This is a genomic window from Gulosibacter sp. GYB002 (genome assembly GCF_036577665.1).
Lineage (GTDB): Bacteria > Actinomycetota > Actinomycetes > Actinomycetales > Microbacteriaceae > Gulosibacter > Gulosibacter hominis.
This window is the reverse complement of record NZ_JARBDD010000014.1, coordinates 1-22,481: the sequence shown is the minus strand read 5'-3', so window position 1 is coordinate 22,481 and position 22,481 is coordinate 1. Positions and strand designations below refer to the sequence as shown.

Annotated in this window: 22 protein-coding genes; 11 read left to right on the top strand and 11 right to left on the bottom strand. The window is 60.5% G+C overall.

The window, feature by feature from the left end:
- Positions 1-35 precede the first annotated feature (35 nt).
- Both PV375_RS08100 and PV375_RS08095 read right to left on the bottom strand, forming a co-directional pair.
- Positions 36-545: an RNA polymerase-binding protein RbpA gene (locus PV375_RS08100; protein WP_201517012.1), complete on the bottom strand. Its 510-nt coding sequence runs from the start codon at positions 543-545 to the stop codon at positions 36-38.
- A 225-nt stretch (positions 546-770) separates the two neighbouring features.
- On the bottom strand, positions 771-1,526 hold the full coding sequence (locus tag PV375_RS08095) for a glycerophosphodiester phosphodiesterase family protein (protein WP_332106875.1): 756 nt from the start codon (positions 1,524-1,526) through the stop codon (positions 771-773).
- Positions 1,527-1,572: 46 nt separating this feature from the next.
- Here PV375_RS08095 and PV375_RS08090 point away from each other — a divergent pair, with 46 nt between their 5' ends.
- The gene (locus PV375_RS08090; RefSeq protein WP_201614755.1) at positions 1,573-2,349 is read left to right on the top strand and encodes an SDR family oxidoreductase; all 777 of its coding nucleotides are present in this window, start codon (positions 1,573-1,575) and stop codon (positions 2,347-2,349) included.
- Positions 2,350-2,383: 34 nt separating this feature from the next.
- On the opposite strand, the gene PV375_RS08085 is transcribed toward PV375_RS08090, so the two are convergent.
- Both PV375_RS08085 and PV375_RS08080 read right to left on the bottom strand, forming a co-directional pair.
- On the bottom strand, positions 2,384-2,848 hold the full coding sequence (locus PV375_RS08085) for an SRPBCC family protein (protein WP_332106874.1): 465 nt from the start codon (positions 2,846-2,848) through the stop codon (positions 2,384-2,386).
- 77 nt (positions 2,849-2,925) lie between these two features.
- Positions 2,926-3,105, bottom strand: coding sequence for a hypothetical protein (locus PV375_RS08080; RefSeq protein ID WP_201614757.1), 180 nt, complete (start codon positions 3,103-3,105; stop codon positions 2,926-2,928).
- A 238-nt stretch (positions 3,106-3,343) separates the two neighbouring features.
- On the opposite strand from PV375_RS08080, the gene PV375_RS08075 reads away from it, so the two are divergent.
- The 6 genes from PV375_RS08075 (at position 3,344) to PV375_RS08050 (ending at position 11,915) form a co-directional block, all read left to right on the top strand.
- Positions 3,344-5,323, top strand: a complete 1,980-nt coding sequence (locus PV375_RS08075; RefSeq protein WP_332106873.1) for an FAD-dependent monooxygenase — start codon at positions 3,344-3,346, stop codon at positions 5,321-5,323.
- Positions 5,324-5,332: 9 nt separating this feature from the next.
- Entirely contained in the window at positions 5,333-6,619 is a 1,287-nt protein-coding gene (locus tag PV375_RS08070) for an aspartate aminotransferase family protein (protein WP_332106872.1), read from the top strand.
- The gene (locus PV375_RS08065; protein WP_332106871.1) at positions 6,616-7,647 is read left to right on the top strand and encodes a phosphotransferase; all 1,032 of its coding nucleotides are present in this window, start codon (positions 6,616-6,618) and stop codon (positions 7,645-7,647) included. Before PV375_RS08070 ends, PV375_RS08065 begins: the two co-directional genes overlap by 4 nt.
- 894 nt (positions 7,648-8,541) lie before the next feature.
- Entirely contained in the window at positions 8,542-10,026 is a 1,485-nt protein-coding gene (locus PV375_RS08060) for a S1C family serine protease (RefSeq protein ID WP_332106870.1), read from the top strand.
- A gap of 86 nt (positions 10,027-10,112) precedes the next feature.
- Positions 10,113-10,628, top strand: a complete 516-nt coding sequence (locus tag PV375_RS08055) for an SRPBCC domain-containing protein (protein WP_332106869.1) — start codon at positions 10,113-10,115, stop codon at positions 10,626-10,628.
- Between the two features lie 66 nt (positions 10,629-10,694).
- Positions 10,695-11,915 (top strand): HAD-IA family hydrolase, encoded by a 1,221-nt coding sequence (locus tag PV375_RS08050; RefSeq protein ID WP_332106868.1) that lies wholly within the window; start codon positions 10,695-10,697, stop codon positions 11,913-11,915.
- 44 nt (positions 11,916-11,959) lie between these two features.
- Here the strand turns inward: PV375_RS08050 and PV375_RS08045 are convergent, their stop codons facing one another.
- From PV375_RS08045 to paaA, 6 genes are all read right to left on the bottom strand, one after another.
- On the bottom strand, positions 11,960-12,736 hold the full coding sequence (locus PV375_RS08045; RefSeq protein WP_332106867.1) for an enoyl-CoA hydratase/isomerase family protein: 777 nt from the start codon (positions 12,734-12,736) through the stop codon (positions 11,960-11,962).
- Positions 12,737-12,819: 83 nt separating this feature from the next.
- Positions 12,820-14,007, bottom strand: coding sequence for a 1,2-phenylacetyl-CoA epoxidase subunit PaaE (gene paaE / locus PV375_RS08040; RefSeq protein ID WP_201614764.1), 1,188 nt, complete (start codon positions 14,005-14,007; stop codon positions 12,820-12,822).
- The gene (paaD, locus tag PV375_RS08035; protein WP_332106866.1) at positions 14,007-14,546 is read right to left on the bottom strand and encodes a 1,2-phenylacetyl-CoA epoxidase subunit PaaD; all 540 of its coding nucleotides are present in this window, start codon (positions 14,544-14,546) and stop codon (positions 14,007-14,009) included. The genes paaE and paaD overlap by 1 nt, the downstream gene beginning before the upstream one ends.
- An 8-nt stretch (positions 14,547-14,554) precedes the next feature.
- The gene (gene paaC / locus PV375_RS08030) at positions 14,555-15,385 is read right to left on the bottom strand and encodes a 1,2-phenylacetyl-CoA epoxidase subunit PaaC (protein WP_332106865.1); all 831 of its coding nucleotides are present in this window, start codon (positions 15,383-15,385) and stop codon (positions 14,555-14,557) included.
- Positions 15,382-15,693 carry a 1,2-phenylacetyl-CoA epoxidase subunit PaaB gene (paaB, locus tag PV375_RS08025; RefSeq protein WP_201517032.1) on the bottom strand — a complete coding sequence of 104 codons (312 nt, stop codon included), beginning with the start codon at positions 15,691-15,693 and terminating at the stop codon, positions 15,382-15,384. Before paaB ends, paaC begins: the two co-directional genes overlap by 4 nt.
- Before the next feature lie 108 nt (positions 15,694-15,801).
- Positions 15,802-16,788 (bottom strand): 1,2-phenylacetyl-CoA epoxidase subunit PaaA, encoded by a 987-nt coding sequence (gene paaA / locus PV375_RS08020; RefSeq protein ID WP_332106864.1) that lies wholly within the window; start codon positions 16,786-16,788, stop codon positions 15,802-15,804.
- A gap of 230 nt (positions 16,789-17,018) precedes the next feature.
- Here paaA and PV375_RS08015 point away from each other — a divergent pair, with 230 nt between their 5' ends.
- The 3 genes from PV375_RS08015 (at position 17,019) to PV375_RS08005 (ending at position 19,637) form a co-directional block, all read left to right on the top strand.
- Positions 17,019-17,495 (top strand): hotdog fold thioesterase, encoded by a 477-nt coding sequence (locus PV375_RS08015; RefSeq protein WP_332106863.1) that lies wholly within the window; start codon positions 17,019-17,021, stop codon positions 17,493-17,495.
- 111 nt (positions 17,496-17,606) lie between these two features.
- Entirely contained in the window at positions 17,607-18,899 is a 1,293-nt protein-coding gene (locus PV375_RS08010; RefSeq protein WP_332107100.1) for an AMP-binding protein, read from the top strand.
- 123 nt (positions 18,900-19,022) lie between these two features.
- Positions 19,023-19,637: a TetR/AcrR family transcriptional regulator gene (locus PV375_RS08005; protein WP_332106862.1), complete on the top strand. Its 615-nt coding sequence runs from the start codon at positions 19,023-19,025 to the stop codon at positions 19,635-19,637.
- A gap of 27 nt (positions 19,638-19,664) precedes the next feature.
- Here PV375_RS08005 and paaZ read toward each other — a convergent pair whose 3' ends face one another.
- Positions 19,665-21,776, bottom strand: a complete 2,112-nt coding sequence (gene paaZ, locus PV375_RS08000; protein WP_332106861.1) for a phenylacetic acid degradation bifunctional protein PaaZ — start codon at positions 21,774-21,776, stop codon at positions 19,665-19,667.
- A gap of 129 nt (positions 21,777-21,905) precedes the next feature.
- Between paaZ and PV375_RS07995 the strand changes: the two genes are divergently transcribed.
- Positions 21,906-22,358: a PaaI family thioesterase gene (locus PV375_RS07995; protein WP_332106860.1), complete on the top strand. Its 453-nt coding sequence runs from the start codon at positions 21,906-21,908 to the stop codon at positions 22,356-22,358.
- Positions 22,359-22,481: the final 123 nt, after the last annotated feature.

Genomic DNA, 22,481 nt, shown 5'->3' with positions numbered 1-22,481 from the left:
GCGTCGGCCCGGCAATGGCCGGTGGCTAAACCGGGTTACTTCTTCTTTTTCTTAGCCGCCTTGGCTTCGGCTTCCTTCTCGGCACGTGTCTGTGCCTGCGGGCGCCCCTCAATATCAATCACGCGCGTGGGAGTTTCGCCGCTTCGGCCCGTGGTCTGTGGAGCACCGGCGGTGGGCTCGCGCTGCTCACGATTCTTCGTGCCGCGACGCTCACGCAGATAGTCGAGGCGCACCTGCAGGACCTCTTCGAGGTCTTCTTTGGTGCGGCGCTCGAGCAGCATGTCCCAGTGGGTTCGCTGCGGTTTTTGTTCCGGGGGAGTGTAGGGGACCTCGTCACCATCGGCGTCAAGCAGGCGTCCCTCATCACCGGTCTTTGGAGATTCCCACACCTCGGGAGCCTCGGCGTCGGCTGCGAAGGTGACGATGAAGCGCTCACCCTTCTCGGTCTGATAGGTACGCAACTGGTGATCGACCAGCACGACGCCCTCATCGCTCTGTAGGCTCTGCGCACCCAGGCGCATTCCACGAAGACTGCGGTCTGCCATCGTTCCGGCTCCTCTCCGCCTCAAGTCATGTTTTGGATCAATCCGTGCTGATACGAAATGATCCAACGCCCAAGCCTACCTGCCTTTCGCTCAAGGCCGGGTCAGTAACGGGTGAGAACGAAAGCCGACCCAATTTATTCCACGGCATCTGTGCACTGCCGTTCAATGGGAGGCTGCCGAAGCCAGTGCTCAAGCGCGGCGAGCAGCTGGTTCTAGTTCGACCGCTCACCCGTCGAAGTCTCCGCGATCAATGACTCTCCGTGCCAGAGCTGTTTCATCGGTGATGATGCCCGAGACGCCCGCCGCAAGCAAACGCTGCATGAGTTCACGGTCATTGACGGTCCACACGTGTACCTCCCTGGCATGCTGCAGGTAAGCATCCAAAAGTCGTGGCGACACCAGACTCAGCCGACGCACCGCAGGCGGAATCTGCACCGCATCCGCACCGGCTAGGGCCCGGCGCAGCAGCCGTCGCGAACGTGCCGCGACTGCCATTACCGCCAACAGGACCGCCTGCTGTCCGGTGCCGAAAAATGCATCCGGCAGCAGTTTGTGCAGCGCATCGATAGTGCGTTGGTCAAAAGCAGTGACCAGCACGCGTTCACTGGCGCCGGCGTCACGAATGGTCCCCGCAGTCGCCGCGATTGCTGCCGGAGTTTTAACGTCAATGTTGAAACGTATTCGCGGAAACAGTTCGAGTGCCTCGCCAAGCTCGAGAATGTGGTGGGGTCCGCGTCGGCGCTGCTGTAATTGTGCGAGGGTGAGCGAGTTGATCGCTGTGGGGGTGTCGTCCCAGCGCGCCAGCACCGGATCGTGCCAGAGCACCGCGCGATTGTCGGCGGTGACGTGAATATCGGTCTCAAGCACGTCTGCACCGGCCTCGAGTGCCGTGTGAAAGGCGGCCGCAGTATTTTCAGGGGCGGTGGACGATTCTCCCCGGTGAGCGATTACTCTCGGTGTTGGCTGATCAAAATAGTGCACACTCCCAGTGTGCCGTGCGCGGATGAGAGATCGGTAGACTCGCGCTATGGAATCAAATGCGACCAACCCTCTTGCCGGCCACGATGTCGCTGGCAAACGCGTACTTGTCACCGGATCCTCGCGCGGTGTCGGAGCCGACACCGCCCGCTATTTTGCTGAGGCCGGCGCGAGCGTGGTGATCAACTACCGAAACAAGGCGGCTCGTGCCGAAAAACTCGTTGCTGAATTTGCCGAGTATGACGGCGACAGCTTCGCCGTCGGCGCCGACCTCACCGACACAGATTCGGTGGCAGCGATGCTTGCCGAAGTGAAGGCGCGGCTGGGCGGTCTCGACATACTCGTGCTCAACGCATCGGGCGGTATGGAACAAAACATGGGAGCCGACTACGCGCTGCGGCTTAACCGTGACGCACAGGTGGGGATGCTCAACGCTGCGCGTGAGCTGATGGGTGCCGGTGGCCGAGTCGTCTTTGTCACGAGCCACCAGGCGCACTTCATTCGCACCACTCCCACGATGGACGCCTATGTGCCGGTGGCAGAGTCGAAGCGTGCCGGTGAGGATGCGCTGCGCGAGATGATCCCGTCGCTGACCGAGCAGGGGATCGAGTTCGTTGTGGTTTCGGGCGACATGATTGAGGGCACGATCACCGCAACCTTGCTGAACCGACTCGAGCCGGGCGCCATTGAGGCACGTCGTGAAACCGCCGGTCGGCTCTACAATGTCGCCGAGTTTGCAGCCGAAGTAGCGTTGGCTGCCGTTGAACCAGTGCCGGCCGACAATACGCGTCTGGTTGGCGACGTTTCGAGTTTTAACGACGAATAGCAACCCCTCACGCGCTGCTTTGCGGTTGCCCGGATCATGCGTCGTGGATGCGGCGCTCGATTCGGGCAACCGTTTTGTTATCGGCCAAATATTCACCGAGCGCCCCAAGAAATTCACGCCAACCATCCCGACTTTCGGCGATGAAACGCTGCGGGTCTTCGGCATCGGCGAATCCCTGCTCGACCACCCGAACGCGGGTTTTGTGGGCGAGCTGCGTCACAGTGATGGTCACTTCAGAGTGCACGCCACGTGGCTGCGACAAGAGGCTGAGCTGAATTTCCTCGCCCTTTGTTACGCGCACAACCCGGCCGGTTGCCACACGCGGGCGCTTTTTGCGCGGCCGCGGGGTTTGAAAGGATGCGCGCGCTCCTGAGCGCTTGGGAAGCTGCAGCGAGGGCCACCACTCGCTCGTGTAGCGGTGCTTGGTTAGCGCAGCCCAGACAATATCGGCACTCACCGGAAAACGGGTTGAAATATCAGCTGTCGGGGTGAAAGACATGACGGCTCCAGTTGCGGAAATAACAAACGCCCCCGGTATTGCGAGCCGGGGGCGGTGCAGCTTAGTGCCTGCGGCAGTTATTTGCGACTGTGGCCGAACACCTGCCAGGGCAGGAAGAACGCGAGGCAGCTGAGGCCAATGCCGGCAAGGAAGAGCAGCAGGCTGCCAGTGCCCTGGTCTTCGTGGAATGCGAGCGCGAAGCAGTAGAGGCCAGCGGCAAATACTGCCAGGCACAGGATGGTGAGAATCCAGCGCATGAATAACTCCCTAGTTGGCAAGAACCGTAAATTGTGGCGCAAAAGGCGCTGGCAAACACTCTACGCGATTCCGCGGGTTCGTGCGTTCGACGCGCGTGTTTTGGTGGTCAGGGCGCAAAAACTTATTTAGGCATGCGCGCGACAGTTCAAGATCGTCATCGGCAGTCTGTGCACTGGACCATATATGATCTGGCGTAGCTAGGCGAAGTTTGGCATCCGCAATGAAGGGGAGAACGCCATGCTGTTTCACGATCACGGTTATCACTCGGATGATCCACGGGTCAAACCAGCTGCTGGCTATGGCATCGATCGAGCCAGCGACCTACCCGATGAGATCGACGTGCTCATCGTCGGTACCGGCCCGGCGGGCATGCTCGCTGCCGCGCAGCTATCCCGATTCCCGAATATCAACACACGCATCATTGAGCGCCGCGCCGGACGGCTCGAAATTGGCCAGGCCGACGGCATTCAGGCGCGCAGCGTCGAAACCTTCCAGGCATTCGGGTTCGCCGACCGGATCATCCAAGAGGCCTTCCATCTCACCGAGATGGCATTTTGGAAACCCGACCCCGAGCATCCCGAAAATATTCACCGGGCCGCACGCACCCCTGACGATCCCGCGAACGTCAGTGAGTTTCCGCATCTGATTGTGAACCAGGCACGCGTGCTCGACTACTTTGCCGAATATGCCCGGCAGCGGCCCGGCCGCGTGACCCCCGACTATGGCGTCGAATTTATCGAGCTGAGCTTCGACGACGGGGCCGAGTATCCGGTGATCGTTGATGTCGAATATGTCGCGGGCCCACGCGAGGGCCAGCGGCGACAGGTGCGAGCAAAATACGTGCTCGGCGCTGACGGCGCCCACTCGCGAGTGCGAAAAGCAATCGGTGCGAAGCGTCAGGGAAAGGCGGCTTTCCATGCGTGGGGCGTTATGGATGTGCTTGCCAATACCGATTTCCCTGATATCCGCACCAAATGCGCGATCACCTCAAATGACGGCGGCAGCATCCTGCATATCCCGCGCGAGGGCGGCTACCTCTTCCGCATGTATGTCGACCTCGGTGAAGTTGCCGAAGACGATAACCATCAGGTGCGCAACACACCCCTCGACGAAATCATTAGGCGGGCCAACAGCATCCTGCACCCGTACAGTCTGGATGTGCGGCAGGTTGCCTGGTGGAGCGTTTATGAGGTTGGCCACCGCGTCACCGACCGCTTTGACGATATTTCGCCCGAGCGTGAGCATCTTGAACCGCGCGTGTTCATCGCCGGGGATGCTTGTCACACGCACTCGGCCAAGGCGGGCCAGGGAATGAACGTTTCGATGCAGGATGCGTTCAATCTGGCGTGGAAGCTCGCCCACGTGCTTGAAGGGCGCAGCCCCGCATCGCTGCTGCGCACCTACACCGGAGAACGCCAGGTGATCGCACAAAATCTCATCGATTTCGATATGCAGTGGTCGTCGATGATGGCAAAAAAGCCGGAAGAGTTTTCGAGCCCCACCGAGCTGGAAGATTTTTACCAGTCGACATTTGAATTCCCGGCCGGGTTCATGACCCAGTATGAACCGTCGATGATCACCGGCGCCGATGATTATCAGCATCTGGCCACCGGATTTCCGGTGGGGAAGCGGTTTCGATCGGCAAGGGCAATTCGCCTCAGCGACCGCACCGCTCAGCATCTCGGACACCTGCACGAGGCTGATGGGCGTTGGCGGCTGTATGTGTGCACCGGAACCGATATTTCAGCCGACGGTCCATTCGCGAATTGGGCCCAGTGGTGGTCGAGCGACGAGCACTCGCCCCTCAATACGCACGTGCCCCAGGCCGATGATCCCGAATCGCTCTTTGATGTCAAAGCAATTTATCCCCACGACTACACCGAGATTGAACTCACCCAGGTACCGGATGCATTCAAACCGGTCGGTGGCCCGCTCGGGCTTGTGAACGTGAACAATAGTTTTGCGCAGGGCACCACTTGGCGCACCCCGGCAGATTTTTATTCCGAGCGCGGCATTTCGGACAGCGGATGCGTGATCGTGGTGCGTCCCGACCAGTATGTGGCAAATATTTTGCCGCTGACCGCAACCGACGAGCTGGCCGATTTTTTCCGGGGCTTCCTGCTCGATCGCAGTGGCGAGCACAGCGATATGCTGGCCCAGGAGCGTGCAAAGATGGACGTTTCAACGCCTGAGCGCACCAAACTATCGGCCGAATAGGGAGCAACAATGATGTCCGAGAGCGGAAGCGTGCCAAGCATCCTTACCCGTCGCGAACACGTGCTCGCTGGCACCTACCGGCTCTTCTATGACGATCCCTTGACCGTGGCACAGGCCCACGGAGTTCGCATCACGGATGCATCCGGTGCCGAATATCTTGACGCCTACAACAATGTGCCGTGCATCGGCCATTCCGACGCTGAGGTAGCCGAAGCCGTGCACTCTGAGATGCTGCGCGCCAATACACACACGCGTTATGCCGATGAGGGTGTGGTGGCCTATGCCGAGGCACTGCTCGCGCACTTTCCCGAGCCCCTCGACCGGGCAGCATTTACCTGTTCTGGTAGCGAAGCGAACGATCTCGCCCTGCAGCTCGCCCGCCACGCAACCGGGGCGCGGGGCATCATTGTTACCGAGCATGCGTATCACGGCACCACAACAGCGGTGCGGGAAGTGTCGCCCAGCCTTGTCGGGCGAGATGGCATCGCCGACTACGCAGTTACCGTCGCTGTTCCGAGGGCCGGCGCAGAGGATGAGCGCGCGGCACAATTTGCGCAGTCGGTCGCTGACGCAATGAAAGTGCTGGAATCACGCGGCTACGGCGTGGCTGCGCTGCTCATTGATACCGCGCTGACCAGCGACGGTATTTTTGCGCCGGCGACGTTTATTGCGGATGCGGCAGCACTGGTGCAAGAGCACGGCGGGCTCGTGATCGCGGACGAGGTGCAGGCCGGCTTTTGTCGAACCGGACGCTGGTGGGGATTTGCACACGCTCAGATCGTGCCAGACCTCGTGACGCTCGGAAAACCGATGGCGAACGGGATGCCGATGGCCGGGGTGGTGGGCCCGGCCGTGCTGTTCGAACGGTTCGGCCGCGAGTTCCGATATTTCAACACCTTTGCCGGCACGGCCGCACCGGTTGCTGCTGCGAGCGTCGTGTTGCGTCGCCTCGAGTCGATGGCGGCGCCGGATAGCGTCACGCAGCTGGGAGAGCAGCTTCGCAGTGGGCTCAGCCGTGTGTTTGCCGCGCACGGCGGTGCTGCGCAGGTGCGTGGCGCCGGCCTCATGGTCGGCGTGGATCTTGATCCAACGGGCGAAAACCCCGCGGCTGCGGGTGCGCAGGTTCGGGCTCTCGTGAACGGGCTGCGGAGCGGGGGAGTGCTGGTGAGTCACACGGGCCCGAACGGTGAGGCACTCAAAATTCGTCCGCCGCTGTGCATCCAGTCGAGTGAAATCAACGAAATTGTCGCCGCGGTTGACCGTGTGCTCGCCGAAATTTCGGAGCCGCGCCAATGAGCGGCGTAGCGGCTCCGGCGCTTTCACTCGATCAGCTGGCACCACTATTGGCGAAGGCCTACGGGCTCACGGTGCGGGACCCGCGCTGGCTCGAGGGCGAGTACGACCGCAACCTGCGTCTTATTGACGATGCCGGCGCGTATTGGGTTGTCAAAATCAGTGATGGCTCCGCAGCGCCGGCCGTGGCGTGGCAGGAAGCGCTGCTAACACACATCGAGCAGCAGCCGCTCGACTTTGCGGTGCCGCGACTTTTGCCGACAACTACCGGCGCGAGACACATCGAGTTTGCAGCAGATAACGGCCAGACGGCAATTATTCGGATACTTAGCTGGGTCGACGGCACGCTGCTGTGTGATGTGCCGCAGGTTACGCCGGCACTGCTGCGCTCAATCGGTAAGGCATCCGCGCAGCTGACGAATGCGTATCAGGGTTTCGCACCCGAGACAATGCCACCGCGGCACCACTGGCTCATTGAGGACGCGCTGGAATCCTTCGACGCGGTCCTGCCGCTAATCACCGGCGAAGCTGCCGCTTTTGCTACCGAGTTGGATGCGATTCGCGACGAATTTGCCCAGGTCAAACCGGTATTTACGAACCTTCCACAGGGTGTGGTGCACCAGGATTTGCACGACCAAAACGTGATGGTCGATGTCGAGAACGGCCGAGTGAGCGGGGCCATTGACTTCAATGATGCGTACCCGACTGCGCTGGTTGCCGATCTCGCGATTTCCGGGGCATACGGGATGCTTCGGCAATCGGATCCGGTAGTGGCGGTGGCTGAGGTTGTACAGGGATATCGCGAATTTCGCGCACTTAGTGCCGAGGAGCTACGGGTGGTTTTGCCCGCCGCGGCCATGCGACTGGCAATCAACTGGCTCACGTGGGCTGCACGAGGCAGTGCCGGGGGAGAAGGGTATGCGCAGGCCCGCTCATTGCACACGAGGCCGACTCTGGAGCTACTCCTGGCCGAAAGGATTCCCGCGGCCGCGGAGCGGTTGGCGCTCCTATTGCAATCGGATCAGCAGTAGGCCTGCCGGCTGTATAGCGCTTGCGGGGATTGTCTGGGTGGCCATCGCAGCCGAACGTGGGCTTTTGCAGCACTGAGAGGCGGGATGATATTGCCCAATCGTGTATATTATGTCATTCTAGTAGTGCTTACGAGAGCGCTGCGCACTGGTGCAAGCGTGCAGCTTTCGACCATGATCAGCAAGCGGGCAGGTGCTTGTGCAGTGCAATGGCACCCAGAGCGCAGGCGCCCAGGGCGCAGATTTCGCTCGAGCTGAGATATTTGCGCATGAACGTTATTTGCCACCGGCTTTTTATGAGCGCGCACTGTAGGGACGGCCACGTGAGCACAGAACGCAGCACAACGGCTTACTAGGTCGCGCTGAGTTGGCAATGTATGCAAAACACGCGGCGCTGTGAGGTCAGTGTCGATCATCCGAAGCAGAGCGCAGCAGAGCCGGCTCACTGTAGAGCCGGTGATCTTTGCGACATTGGTCAGGATGGTGTGCTCGGAAAGCTGCGTATGTCTGTGCAATTTTGAGAGCACTCACGCATCTCAATAGACCTGGGCAATACTGGCGGCACCGTGCAGCCTTACGCGTAGCATCCGATAATGTACATTATGTCATTCCGCAACCGTGGTGCTATCCGTTCGACGTGCGGATAGCACCACGACGCATAGGGCACCACTCCTCCTCACTGCACCGGCCGGACGTAAAAAATCGTGGGACCACCAGACTGGCAGCCCCACGATGTTCTGATTCCCGATTTCCCCCCAACGAGGTATGTCAAGGATACGAAGAATGGCGCGCCATAGGCTGAGTGTCGATGGCATATGCGCTGGGTGTTGGCTGTGATACCCAAAAAACTGCTTGAGCTTCAGGCGGTTTTCAGCGCCCAGGTCGCAAGGTGGACGGGTGAACGAACAGAACGACTTCAACTTCCAACGCGGTAATTCGAAACCCGAATCGACCGCACCCGACAGCGCGGCTGCCACACAGCACGAAAAATACAACGACACTGCGGCAGCCAGCCGGAACGAAGTTGTGAACAGCGCGGAAGTTGTGAACAGCGCCGTGGAGGCTCAGCGACACGACACCGTGCCGCTGCCCCGCGACGACGACAACCCTCGGGCTCTTCCTGAGCTGCCGCTGATCAAATCAGTGTCACAGGGCTCGACGCCACATTCGCCTGCCGATGCATCCGTCGATCCATCACCACTGGCACCGCTGCCCCAGTTGCCGCCGCTGCCTCAGCTCGGCGTATCCGATGGAACACAGCCGGGTAAGGATGCGGGCCGGTCACGGCGACGCACCCCGTGGGCCGCAATTGTCGCCACCGCCGCAGCCACCGCCCTGGTGGCGGGCTCGCTCGGTGCGCTGATCACTGGCCAGATTGTCGGTCAACAGCCCGCCAGCGCAGGTAATCCCGCACAGCAAGCGCAGCACGCTACCCCGGCAACTTCACCGAGTGACTGGAGCTCCGTTGCCCAAAAAGTGGAGCCCTCGGTAGTGGCTATCCAGGTCGTTGATGGTGAATCTCGCGGTAGCCAGGGATCGGGCGTGGTCTGGGACGACCAGGGCCACATCGTCACTAACAATCACGTGATTCATGGCGCCTCACCCGACGGCGTAGTCGTGATTGTCGGCAATAACACTTACGCTGCCTCGATTGTTGGCGGCGATGCTGCCACCGATATCGCCGTGCTCAAGCTTGAGCGGGTACCGGACGGGCTCACGCCTATTCAGCACGGCAATTCGGATTCGCTCGTGGTGGGTCAAGAGGTGGCCGCCATTGGTAATCCGCTGGGGCTTTCGGGCTCGGTCACCACCGGTATCGTTTCAGCCCTCGACCGACCGATTGCCACCGGTGGTAGCAGCACCAAGCCGGTCATCACCAACGCCATCCAAACCTCCGCGCCACTCAACCCCGGTAATTCGGGTGGCGCGCTGGTCGATCGTAATGGCGCACTCATCGGCATCAACTCGGCGATTGCCAGTGTCAACGGCGCTGACTCTGGGAAACAGAGCGGCAATATCGGCATCGGTTTTGCAATCCCGATATCCCTCACCGAAAACATCGCGAGTCAGCTTATTGAAAACGGCAAGGTCTCGCACGCCTTTTTGGGGACCGCCACCGTCGACGGTGCGGTGCAGGTCGACGGCGAACAGCGACTTGGTGCTGAAGTAAAAACGGTCGTGCCAGACGGCCCCAGCGAACACGCCGGCCTCGAGGTTGGCGACGTGATCGTCACCCTCGACGGTCACGAAATACTCGGTTCCCAGCATCTGGTCGGCACGGTGCGCACCTTAAAAGTGGATCAGCAGGTCACGATGCAGGTGGTTCGCGAAGGCAAACGCGTTGACCTCGAGGTGAAGCTCGGAACCGCTCCCGACCTGTAAGCAGCGAACGCCGTAACAGATAGCGCTTACGAGAATGTCACCTTCTGGTCGACTGAACATCAGACTCGTCCACTAGTGTCGGCCACATGACGCACGCACAGTTGACGGTTCGAGACGGCTCCCCCGCGGTTCGCTTGTCGGCCCAGTTCCCGATTCCGGCGGGTAAACTCTGGTCACAGGCACTCACACCCGAGGGCCTCGCCACATGGTTCCCGTTTCAGGTCGAATTCGCTCCCAAGATCGGCTCGTGCATCACCTTCACAGACACAACCTCGGATGCGTCCACAAACTTCACCGGCGAAATCACCAGCCTGCGAGACCCCGAAGAGCTGGCCTTCACCTTCGGTGAACACAGCCACGTGACGATGACGCTCAATAGCGATGGCAAAGAAACAACGTTCGCAGTGGTTGAGCGGCTGGCAAATGAAAACGAGGCTGCCCGAAACGCTGCCAGCTGGCACGCGGCAGTATCGAAGCTCGAACGCCTGCACGGGGTCGACTCCCCCGAACTCGACTGGAACACCATCTACGAGCGCTATGTCGACGAGGGTTTCCCGACCGGCGCAGCGGCTCCGGGAATCGACGAGGAAACGCTCGTCTAGCATCCCGATCGAATTCAGCTCACTCTCCTGAACTTTCCGCTTTATGCGGCGAACAAAGACAGCACCATGGCACTGCGGCACATCATCTGGGATATGGGTGGCACGCTCATTGACACCTATCCGAGTGTGGCGCATTCACTCAGCCAGGCCATTCGGGCCAGCGTGGATGCAGACCCTGATGAGCAGCGCCTCACGCAACGGATGCGCGCCACCTCGATCGCAGAAACGATCGCGTCGCTGGCAGCAGAATACGATGTCTCGTCCAAGGTGCTCGAAGACGCCTATCGAGCACTCAAAGCCTCGTGGGAGCACGGTGCCACTCCCCCGGTGATGCCGGCAGCCGCCGACCTGATCCGACGCGTTCAGGCAGCCGGCGGCAAAAACATCGTGGTCACGCATCGCGACCGTGAGAGCGCCAGCTCGCTTTTGGCCGGCACCGGGCTTGCTATGGACGGCATGATCACCGTGTCGGACGGCTTCGCGCGTAAACCCAATCCGGCAATGTTTCATGCCGCCCTCACCCGCTTTGATCTCGACCCGGAACAGACGCTGGCGATCGGTGACCGAGCGATCGATATCGCTGCGGCCGAGGCGGCGGGATGCACGGCAGTACTGCTCACGCATCCCGGCGATCTCGTACCCGATGTCGCAACAAATGGCAGCGACAAATACGTAGACCGCATTGGATCGCTTGCCGAAGCTGTTCGCTTGATCCCCCTCGACACCCCACACGCGAAAATGATCGCTGGCGTGCCCTACTACGCAGATGTGCCGACACTTGCGGCCGCTCGCGTGCGTGCCCGTGCGCTCAGCCAGCAGTTCAATTGTTCAGCACCGGATGCGCTTGCCGAGCGCGCGGAGCTACTGACGCAGCTGCTGGGCCGAAGCGGTGGAGTTGATCTGCAGCCGCCGTTCCACTGTGACTATGGCACCAATATTCGCTTCGGTGACGCCTGTTTCGTGAATTTCAACGGGATATTCCTCGACGTCGCCCCGATCACCATTGGCGATCGCGTCCAGTTTGGTCCGGGAGTGCAGCTACTCACGCCAACGCATCCGCTGGATGCGGCCGAACGTGCAACGGGTATCGAATCCGCCGCGCCCATCATGATTGGCGATGATGTCTGGCTCGGCGGCAATGTCACGGTACTCGGCGGCGTCACCATTGGTGCCCGAACAATTGTTGGCGCCGGTTCGGTGGTGACCCGCTCACTGCCCGAAAATGTGATTGCGGCCGGTAACCCGGCACGCATCCTGCGCGAGGTTCCGACCGCAACCGAACGCTAGTTGCAGCCGGGCCAAAAAGCCGCCCCGCTCGGGCCCGGCGCAAATTATTGGCCGGTGAAATTTGGCCGGCGCTTCTGCTGAAAAGCCGCAAATCCCTCCGCGTAGTCTGTGCTCGAGCACAGCTCGGCCTGGGCGCTGTTTTCATGCGCGATTGACTGCCACATGCCGATGCGCTGGTCACGAATTTCATGCACCAGTTTTTTGGATGCGGCAAAGGCAAGCTGCGCGCCCCCAGCGACTCGAATGGCCCGCTCCCTGGTGAACTCAAGCAGCTCATCATCAGCGACCCAGCGGCTAAACAGGCCCTGCTCGACCGCTTCGCGGCCGTTCATAAACTCGGCGGTGTAGATCAGATCGAGGGTGCGATGCGGGCCCAGGCGCTCGGTAAACAGCCAGTGCCCGCCCGAGTCGAGGGTGGCTCCAAGGTTGGCAAACGGTGAGCCAAGTTGGGCGCTTTCAGCCACATACACAACATCACAGGCCAGCGCCAGACCGAGGCCAACCCCGAGGCAGGCGCCGTGAACGGCCGCGAAAGTGGGTGCCGGAAACTCGCTAAGCGCGCGCATCACCGCCGTCACATGACCATCGAGATAGGCCGCAACATCGTCGGTGGCCGGATCGACCAGGGCGATATCGCGCCCGGCACAAAAGCCCCGGCCTTCGCCCCGCAAAAGCAGCGCTTTCGCGCCGCTTGCCGCTGCCGTTTCGAGCTTTGCAAGCAGGTCTTGCAAATTGTCCCCATCCAGCGCGTTGAGTTTTTTCGGGGCGTTGAGCACCACTTCGGCGAGGCCCGTTTGTTCGTCAAAGTTCAGATCGATCATGTGTTCATTCCTCGGTTATGAGTGCTCAACAACCCGTACACTGTCGGGTCGCGCAACGACTCAGTGAGTGTGGTCGGTCGGCACTAGGCGTCGAAATCGACGACGACTCTGTCGCTGGTGGGACGCGATTGACAGGTGAGCACATAGCCGCGCTCCAGCTCGTCAGTTTCAAGCGCATAGTTTTCGGCCATGTCGACCGTTCCCTCGACTACCTTGGCGCGACAGGTGCCGCACACGCCACCGGCACATGCGAACGGCACATCGGGGCGCACCCGCAGCGCCGCGTTAAGAACGGTTTCGCGTGCATCCTTGGGTGATTGCACCTCGCCCGAAAGTCCGTCGAGATTGAACGAAATATCGAAGTTCTCGCCCTCCGGGTCAACCTCTACCGGGCGACCGGCCTGTGCGCTCGGCCCCTCCCCCGGCTCACCGGTGGTGAAGAGCTCAAATCGCACCCGGTCGGTCGGCACTTCACGCTTGGTGAGCTCGTCGCGGATCAGCTGCACGAGTTCGAACGGGCCACACAAAAACCATTCATCAACGTTGGGAACGTCAATGAGTCGGTCAAAGATCGTGTTGAGTTTTTTTACATCGAGCCGGCCCGAGTAGATCGGCGCCTGCCGCTGCTCGCGCGACAGCACGTGATGAATGGCCAGTCGTGCCGGATAGCGATCTTTGAGATCGGCGAGGTCTTCGAGAAACATGACCTCTGAGGTGGCGCGGTTGGCGTAAATGAGGTCAACGAAGGTGCCCTCGTGCGCCAGCAGCGACTTGGCGATTGCCAGCACCGGGGTGATGCCCGAGCCAGCGGCGGCGGCCACGAAGTGGGCCTTGCCCGATTTCACCGCGGCGGCCGAAAGCTGCTCGGGGTCGTTCATATCGGTGAGTCGGTGCTTCGAAATAAACGCGCCCTGCGGGCTCATCACGTCAATTTCGAATCCCGGGGCCAGGTGGTCGTTTGCCCAGTTCGAAAATAGGCCACCGTGGTCACGTTTAATACCGACTTTGATCGTCCCAGCTGTGGGCGCCTCACAGATCGAGTAGCTGCGGCGCACCTCCTGGCCGTCAATATTGGCGCGGAGCGCGACGTACTGTCCGGCCACATAGTTGTATTCATCCTGCAGGTCTGCCGGAATCTCGAACGAGACCTCGATCGACTTCTCGGTGAGCGGACGCACGGCGCTCACCCTCAGGGTGTGAAAGGTTGCCCGACGTTTTGCCGGTACCGCATCGGTTTTTGGGGATTCAAAATTGGCTTGTTCGTTGGTCACTAGTGCACCTTGAAATAGTCGAAGGGTTCTTTGCAGGATGCGCACTGATAGAGCGCCTTGCAAGCGGTGGAGCCAAAACGGCTGAGTTGATTGGTGTCGATAGACCCGCAGCGTGGGCAACGCACCGAAAGTGACAGCGAGGTTGGAGCGCGTTCGCCGAGTTTTGGTGCGGCGCCGGTGGGTGGCGCGATCCCGTACACCTCCAGCTTGCGTTTGCCAGATTCGCTCATCCAGTCGGTAGTCCACGCCGGCGAGAGCACGAGGCTCACCTCTGCCCTGGGGTAACCGGCTTCATGCAGCGCGTGTTCGACATCAGCTTTGATGGTGTTCATGGCCGGGCAGCCCGAATAGGTGGGCGTGATCACAATCTGCACGGTGCCGTCGCTGCCAATAACGGCGTCGCGCAGGATGCCGAGATCGGCAATGGTCAGCACCGGAATCTCCGGGTCGCAGACGGTGGCGGCAACGTCCCACGCGCGACCCGCTTCCGGATCGTCGGGCCTGGTGGAGGCATCAGGGTGCGGTGCAGCGTTGGTCATGCGATCGCCTACCAGGTTGCGCCGGGATGTTTACGAGCAAGCACCTGCATTTCGGCGAGCAGATAGCCGAGGTGCTCACGGTGTTCACCGCGGCGACCGCCGGTTACCGCCTGCTTGACATCGGGAACCTGCAGGCCGGCACGCTCGATGATGTCGATGAGGTTGGCCATCACTGGTTCACGCAGGGTTGTTGGTCGAACCGCGATCCCTTCGAGACGGTCATGCAGTTCGTCATCTTCGAATAGCTCGTCGATATAGGGCCAGCAATAGTCGAGCCCAGCCTGCAGTCGACGATTTGCTTCTTCAGTGCCGATCCCCAGCCGCAGCGACCACTGTTCGGCGTGATCGAAGTGGTAGTCAAGCTCTTTTGCTGCCTTCACCGCGATCGCTCGCAGCGTTTCATCCCCCGCCTCAAGTCCGGCAAGGCGCGTGTACAGCTCGTAAGCGTACGCGCTGTAAATAAGCTGACGCGCAATGGTCTGGCCGAAGTCGCCATTGGGCAGTTCGACCAGGTGGAGACTGCGAAACTCTTCTTCCTCACGGAAGTAGGCGAGATCGTCTTCGGTCTTGCCCCATGCGGTGCCAGCATAGGTGAGCAGCACTCGGGCGTGACCGATGAGGTCAAGCGCCACGTTGCCGAGCGCGATATCTTCTTCGAGCTCGGGCGCGCGTGAAATCCACCAGCTCAGTCGCTGGCCGAGAATGAGCGCATCGTCGCCGAGACGGAGCGCGTATTGAGCGACATCTTCGCTAGCTTTCACCCCGAGCTGCTGGATCTCTTCCGAGGTGAGTGCGTAGCCCGCCGAAATGAGCGTGGCTGAGTCAAATCCCTGGCTCACAGGTGAGGCACCCCCTCCGACTGCTGGTAGTAGGTGGCGTGGCGGTAGTTCTTCCCCTGCGACGATTCAAAAAAAGCGTCCTTGTGATCGGGGTCGGATGCGGCGATGTCCGAGCTTCTCACTACCCACAGCGAGACCCCTTCGTTGCGGCGCGTATAGAGATCACGAGCGTTGCGCAGCGCCATGGTGGCGTCCGGCGCGTGAAGTGATCCGGCGTGCACGTGGCTCAGGCCACGGGATGAACGCACGAACACTTCCCACAGCGGCCACTCGTTATCGGTTGCCGGTGCGACACTTTTTTCAGTCATATTGATCCTGCTCTCTATTGAGTTGCGGAATGCCATTGAGTTGCGGAATGCGAGTGCCTCGGCGATGCCACCGCCCGGATTGGTCCCGAGCTGGTCACCCAGGGCGCGTTAAGCCACCGCCGCTTCGCTTGCTTCTCGCTGTTTGCGGGCGTACTCGGCGGCTGCTTCACGCACCCAGGCGCCGTTTTCGTGCGCTTCGACGCGGCGTGCAAGGCGCTGGGCATTACACGGCCCGTGACCTTTAATCACCCCGAAAAACTCGTCCCAGTCGAGCTCACCAAAGTCGTAGTGGCCGCGCTGTTCATTCCACTTCAGATCAGGATCGGGCAGGGTCAGTCCGAGTGCTTCAGCCTGAGGCACGATCATGTCGACAAAACGCTGACGCAGCTCATCGTTCGAGAAGCGCTTGATCTTCCAGGCCATCGATTGTTTCGAGTTCGGCGACTGGTCGTCCGGTGGACCGAACATCTGTAGTGCCGGCCCGTAGAACCGGTTCACCGCATCCTGAGCCATCTGTTTTTGTTCTGGAGTGCCGTTCGAAAGGGTGTAGAGAATCTCCCACCCCTGGCGCTGGTGAAACGATTCTTCTTTACAGATGCGAACCATCGCTCGACCGTAGGGGCCGTACGAGGTGCGGCACAGTGGCACCTGATTGCAGATCGCGGCACCATCTACGAGCCAGCCGATAGCACCCATATCAGCCCAGGTGCGTGCCGGATAGTTAAAAATTGACGAGTACTTGGCTTTACCCGTGAGGAGCTGTTCATTGAGCACATCACGCGGTGTGCCGAGGGTTTCGGCAGCCGAGTAAAGATAAAGGCCGTGGCCGGCTTCATCCTGTACCTTTGCCATCAGAATGGCTTTGCGCTTCAGTGACGGTGCGCGGGTGATCCAGTTGGCCTCGGGCTGCATACCGATGATTTCTGAGTGCGCATGCTGCGAGACCTGTCGAGTGAGTGTCTTGCGATAAGCGTCGGGCATCCAGTCGGCGGGCTCGATACGTGAGTCGCGAGCAATGATGTCGTCAAAGTAGGCCTGAGCGTGTTCGAGGTCGATCTCGTCACGCGGCGGCAGGTTGGTCACGTTGTTCGTCATGCTGGAGTCTCCTTTGGCCACCTACTGGTCGGTGGAAGACCTGAGTTGCGACTTGATGGCTCCACTGCCATCAATTTACAGAACGTGCGTTCAGTATATGCCGCTGCGGATGTAGGTCAACAACAGAACGCCCCAATCGTCGCACGATCCTCCGACAAACTCACTGGCAAAAACACTCAAATCGGCGTATTTTCTGTAACACTGGTCAGGAATTCACGAAGGAGTGACACATGAACCAGCCAGGTCGAGAAACCGCAGGCGAACAGCCCTACGCCGACCTCGCCAGCGCGCACCGAATTTTGCGCGACGATTTCGCCAGCGAGTGGATGGGCGTACGGGTGTTACACGTCGCCCCCGGCGAAGCAAAAATTGAGATGGACCTTCGCCACGAGATGCTCAACGGCTTCGGCATAGCTCATGGCGGCATGATTTTTGCTTTCGCCGACACCGCTTTCGCGCTGGCCTGCAACAACCCCAACGAGGATGACGGCACCATCACCGTCGCTTCCGGTGTCGATGTGAACTTTCTGCGCCCGGCCCAATCCGGACAGACAATCACGGCCCACGCCAAAGCACTCCACCAGGGGCGCAGCGGCGTATACGACATCGAAGTTTTTGCACAGGGCCCCAACGACCCCGAACCGATACGAATCACCGTGTTCCGAGGTCGTAGTCGCACCATTCCAAAGCCCGGGTCGAAACGATAGCTATTCATCCGAGCTCCCCGCACATCCCTCAACAACCACACAAGAAAAGGCAGCGTCGCCAAAGTGACCGACACACAGTTTGATCTCGAATCACTCGACCCCGAAGAACTCATGTCCCGTGATGAGCTCGAAGCACTCCAGCTCGAACGACTGAAATGGACAGTGAAGCACGCCTATGAAAACGTGCCCATGTACCGCAAAAAATTCGACGAGCACGGCGTTCACCCCGACGATCTCGAGACCCTCAGCGATATCAGCAAGTTTCCCTTCACCACCAAAGAAGACCTGCGCCGCAACTACCCATTCGACACCTTCGCGGTGCCGATGGATCAGGTGCGCCGCATCCACGCATCATCTGGCACCACCGGACGGCCAACTGTTGTTGGGTACACCGAAGGCGATGTGAAACGCTGGGCACGCGGTGTGGCTCGCGTGCTGCGCCTCGCCGGCGCCCGAAAGGGCGACATCGTGCACAACGCCTACGGATACGGCCTGTTCACCGGCGGTCTCGGCGCCCACTACGGCATCGAAGAGGCGGGTTTAACGGCGATTCCAATGTCGGCCGGCCAAACCGACCGCCAGATTCAACTCATCCACGATTTCAAACCGCGCATCATCATGTGCACTCCCTCATATCTGCTCACCATTCTCGACCGCATGCAGGCCGAAGGGATTTCTGCACGTGACACCTCGCTTGAAATTGCGGTGCTGGGCGCTGAACCATGGAGCGAGCAAATGCGCCAAGAGATCGAAGCCGGCTTCAACCTCAAAGCGGTAGACATCTATGGTCTGTCTGAACTGATGGGGCCGGGGGTTGCCGGTGAGTCAGCCGAGCACCAGGACGGCTCGACCATTTGGGAAGACATGTTTCTACCCGAAATCGTCAACCCCGGCAACCTCGAAGAGGTGCTCCTCGACGGTGAAGCTGGTGAGCTCGTTTTCACCGCGCTCACCAAAGAGGCGATGCCAATTATTCGCTATCGCACCAAGGACATCTCGGTGCTCTTGCCTGGGGATGCGCGCCCGAATATGCGCCGAATGAAGAAGGTCGCTACCCGCACCGATGACATGATCATTTTGCGCGGTGTAAATATGTTCCCGTCGCAAATTGAAGAGCTCGCGCTCACCCAACCCGCACTCAGCCCGCACTATTTTCTCGAACTCACCCGTCCAAAGCGGCTGGACGAGCTCACTGTGGTGATCGAACGCCGCCCCGAGTTCACCATGATCGAAGCCGAACAGGCGGCCAAGGCACTCCAGCATGACATTAAAATCCGCATCGGTTCGTCAGTGCGTATCCACGTCGTCGACCCCAACACCGTGGCTCGCTCCGAGGGTAAGGCCAAGCGAATCTACGATTACCGCGACCGAGCCCGGCACGAACTTCCCGCTCATCTGCGGTAATTGCGGGTAGGCTGGTCGTTCAGATCAAATGGCGGCGGGCGGACAGACTCGATTCAAAGGTCTGTCGCCCGCCGCCATTTTGCTCGGCCGACTGATTGATTTTGTGCCTCCGGAGGGCTGTCGATGTCCACTACCGTTCACTCCCCTGCCCGCCGCGGACGCCCCGGTAACGATCGAGCCGATGTGGTTGCCGCGGCGGTCGCGCTGTTCAACCAGCACGGCTACGAGGCAACTTCCGTGGGGATGATCGCCGAACGACTCGGCGTGTCAAAATCAGCCATCTATCACCACGTGGCGAGCAAAGAAGAACTGCTCAAACAGGCTCTCGACCGCGCCTTGAACTCGCTTGAAGCGGCCCTTGTGTCGGCGCAGGCCCACAATCCTCAAACGCCGGACGAACACCTGCAGCAGCTCGAAACTCTGATTCGGGCAACTGTCGACGTGCTTATTGACGAACTCCCGTCAGCGACGCTGCTGCTGCGGTTGCGCGGTAACACCGAGCTGGAACGCGCCGCGCTCGATCGGCGACGCAAGTTCGATCACGCTGTGGCGCGCATGGTGGCAGCGGCGGCCGATGCTGGCGACCTCGCCTGGCGCAGCGACACCCGCGCCACAACGCGCCTGGTGTTTGGGATGATCAATTCGATTATCGAGTGGTACAAGCCCGGTGGTTCACTCGGCCCCGAACAGCTCGGAGATCTCGTGGTCGCCATCGTATTTGAGGGGTTGCGACACTAGTAGCACCGGCAGTGTCTGCTGTCTGTGCTACTCACCTCCGAGGGCCTGCTCCTCACGCTTACCCGCAAGGGTGAGCACATCGTAGTTGGCGATCGTCTCACCGTCCTGGTTCAGCAACAGTGCATCCCACACCACCTCGGCGTAGTCTTCCGATTCGCGCGGTGTGATGCGCTTAGCGGTCAGCTCTACCCGCACCGAGTCGCCGGGCGACACCGGCTGCAAAAAGCGTAGATTGTCCATCCCGTAGTTGAGGTACACGGCGCTGCGGCCCGGGGCCACGAACAGCCCGGCGGCCCAGCTCACCAGCAGGTAACCGTGCGCCACGATGCCTGGGAAAAACGGGTTGGCTTGCGCCGCCTCGGGGTTGGTGTGTGCGTAGAACACATCGCCAGTGTCGTTGGCAAAACGAGTGATGTCATCAAGGGTCACCTCGCGCAAATCACTGATGAATGCGTCGCCGATTCGCAGCGTCTCGAGTGACTTTCGGAACGGATGCACGGCGCCATCAACACCCTCGGGGGTGGCATTGAACTTCTCGCAGCCGACGCGCACCTGATCGGCGCCGAGGTGCCACTGCCCGGTCACCGCGGTGAGCAGATTTGGCGACCCCTGAATCGCAGTGCGCTGCATGTAGTGGAACACCGCGCGAATACCGCCGAGCTCTTCACCGCCGCCGGCGCGGCCGGGGCCACCGTGCACGAGGTGTGGCATCGGTGAACCGTGTCCGGTCGAGGTCTTGGCGTCCTCGCGGTTGAGAAGGTGGATGCGCCCGTGATAGCCGGCGATACCGCGGGAGATTTCAGCAACCGCATCCATGTCATTGCTGCAAACCGTGGCGACCAGCGAACCGTCGCCCAGGGCGGCAAGTTCAACTGCCTCCGACACAGATCCGTAGCCCAGCACCGAGGTGACCGGCCCGAACGCCTCAGTCGAGTGCACCGCCGGCGCCCGATTATCGGCCCAGCGCAGCACGATCGGTTCCATAAATGCGCCGGCGCCCTCGCGCGGCTCATTCGAACCGATCACAATCTCACCGCCACCGGCAACCAGGGCGTCGACTGCCGCGCGCACATCCCGCAGCTGCTCAAGTGAGGCGAGCGCCCCCATTGAGGTGTGTTCATCGCGCGGATCACCCACCCGAATCTTGTCACTGACCCGTTCAGCTAGTGCAGTGATTACCGGTTCGACCAGCTCATTCGGCACAATCACCCGGCGAATCGCAGTGCACTTCTGGCCTGCCTTAGCTTGAATTTCACCCACGACCGAACGGATAAAAGCCACGAACTCGGGGGTTTCGGGGGTTGCATCCGGCCCCAGAATCGCTGCGTTGAGCGAGTCTGCCTCGGCGGTGAACCGCACCCCGCCGGTCGCCACGTTCGGGTGTGCCCGCAGTGTGTCGGCTGTCTGCTTCGATCCGGTGAAGGCGACCATATCGCGGTAGTCGAGGTGGTCGAGCAGATCGCGTGCCGAGCCCGAGATTAGCTGCAGCGCACCGTCAGGGATGATGCCCGATTCGACAATCATGCGCACACACGCCTCGGTGATGTAACTGGTGGGCGTTGCGGGTTTCACCACCGAGGGAACTCCGGCAACAAACGCCGGCGCGAATTTTTCGAGCATCCCCCACACCGGGAAGTTGAACGCGTTGATCTCAACCGTAATTCCGGGGATGCGGGTGTAAATGTGCTCTCCCAAAAACGAACCATCTTTTGAGAGCGGCTCGATCTTGCCATCAATCACCACGTTTGAGTTGGGAAGTTCGCGGCGGCCCTTTGAACCATAGGTGAACAGCACGCCGATACCGCCGTCAATATCGATGAAATTGTCTACCTTCGTGGCGCCCGAGCGGGTCGAGAGTTCATAGAGCTCTGCCTTGCGTTCAGTCAGGTATTTTGCGAGCTCTTTAAGTTTGAGCGCGCGCTGATGGATGGTGAGCTCGCCAAGCTGGTCACGTCCGTTTTGGCGTGCATAGTCGATCACGCTCGCGATGTCGAGACCCTCAGCAGACACGGTGGCGATCAGCTCATCGGTGCTGGCATCGAGCACCTCTCGACCGACCGTGCCGGCGGCGGGAATCCACCAATCACCCCGCACATAGCTGGCAACGTAATTCGATGGGGCCGGTGCAGTTGCAGTCATCGTCGTCCTTCTGTTCGCTGCGCATCATCGCGCGATCGAGCGTTGATATCCCGACCAATCGGTCAGAAATACGTCTCTACACTACTGGAAGCACCTCAAAACCGCGGCCCCGAACAGAAGGACGCACCTATGTCACAAGGCTCACCCGTTCGATACCACCCCTGGACCATCACGCTCGGTGAACTGGATGAGCGTATGGGCATTGAGATCGTCGAACAGTCGGCACATCGGGTGGTTGCCAGGATGCCAGTTGCCGGTAATCGGCAATCGCACGGTCTGCTCCACGGCGGAGCATCGCTGGCGCTCGGTGAGGCGGTTGGCTCGTGGGCCGCGGTGATTCACGCTTCCACCTACGGGAAAGTTGCCGTCGGCGTCGACGCATCCGGCACCCACCACGCATCCGCTCGCGATGGCTGGGTGCGAGCCACGGCTACGGCCATCCACCTCGGTCGCACCCTCACCTCACACGAGGTGATCATTGAACACGAACAAACCGGCGCTCGCCTGTGCACCTTCCGCATCACCAATGCCGTAATCGACCGCAAAATCCCCGGCTTTGAATATGTGCCGGTGAGCGACTAGGTGTACTGACCACGGAGGTTAGGCACGCGCGGCGGGTCGGCTGGACATAGGGGAAGACCTCTGATTGGAGTGTGGGACTTACCACAGCCGCCATCTCGCACATACAGAGGTCTTCCATGTCCC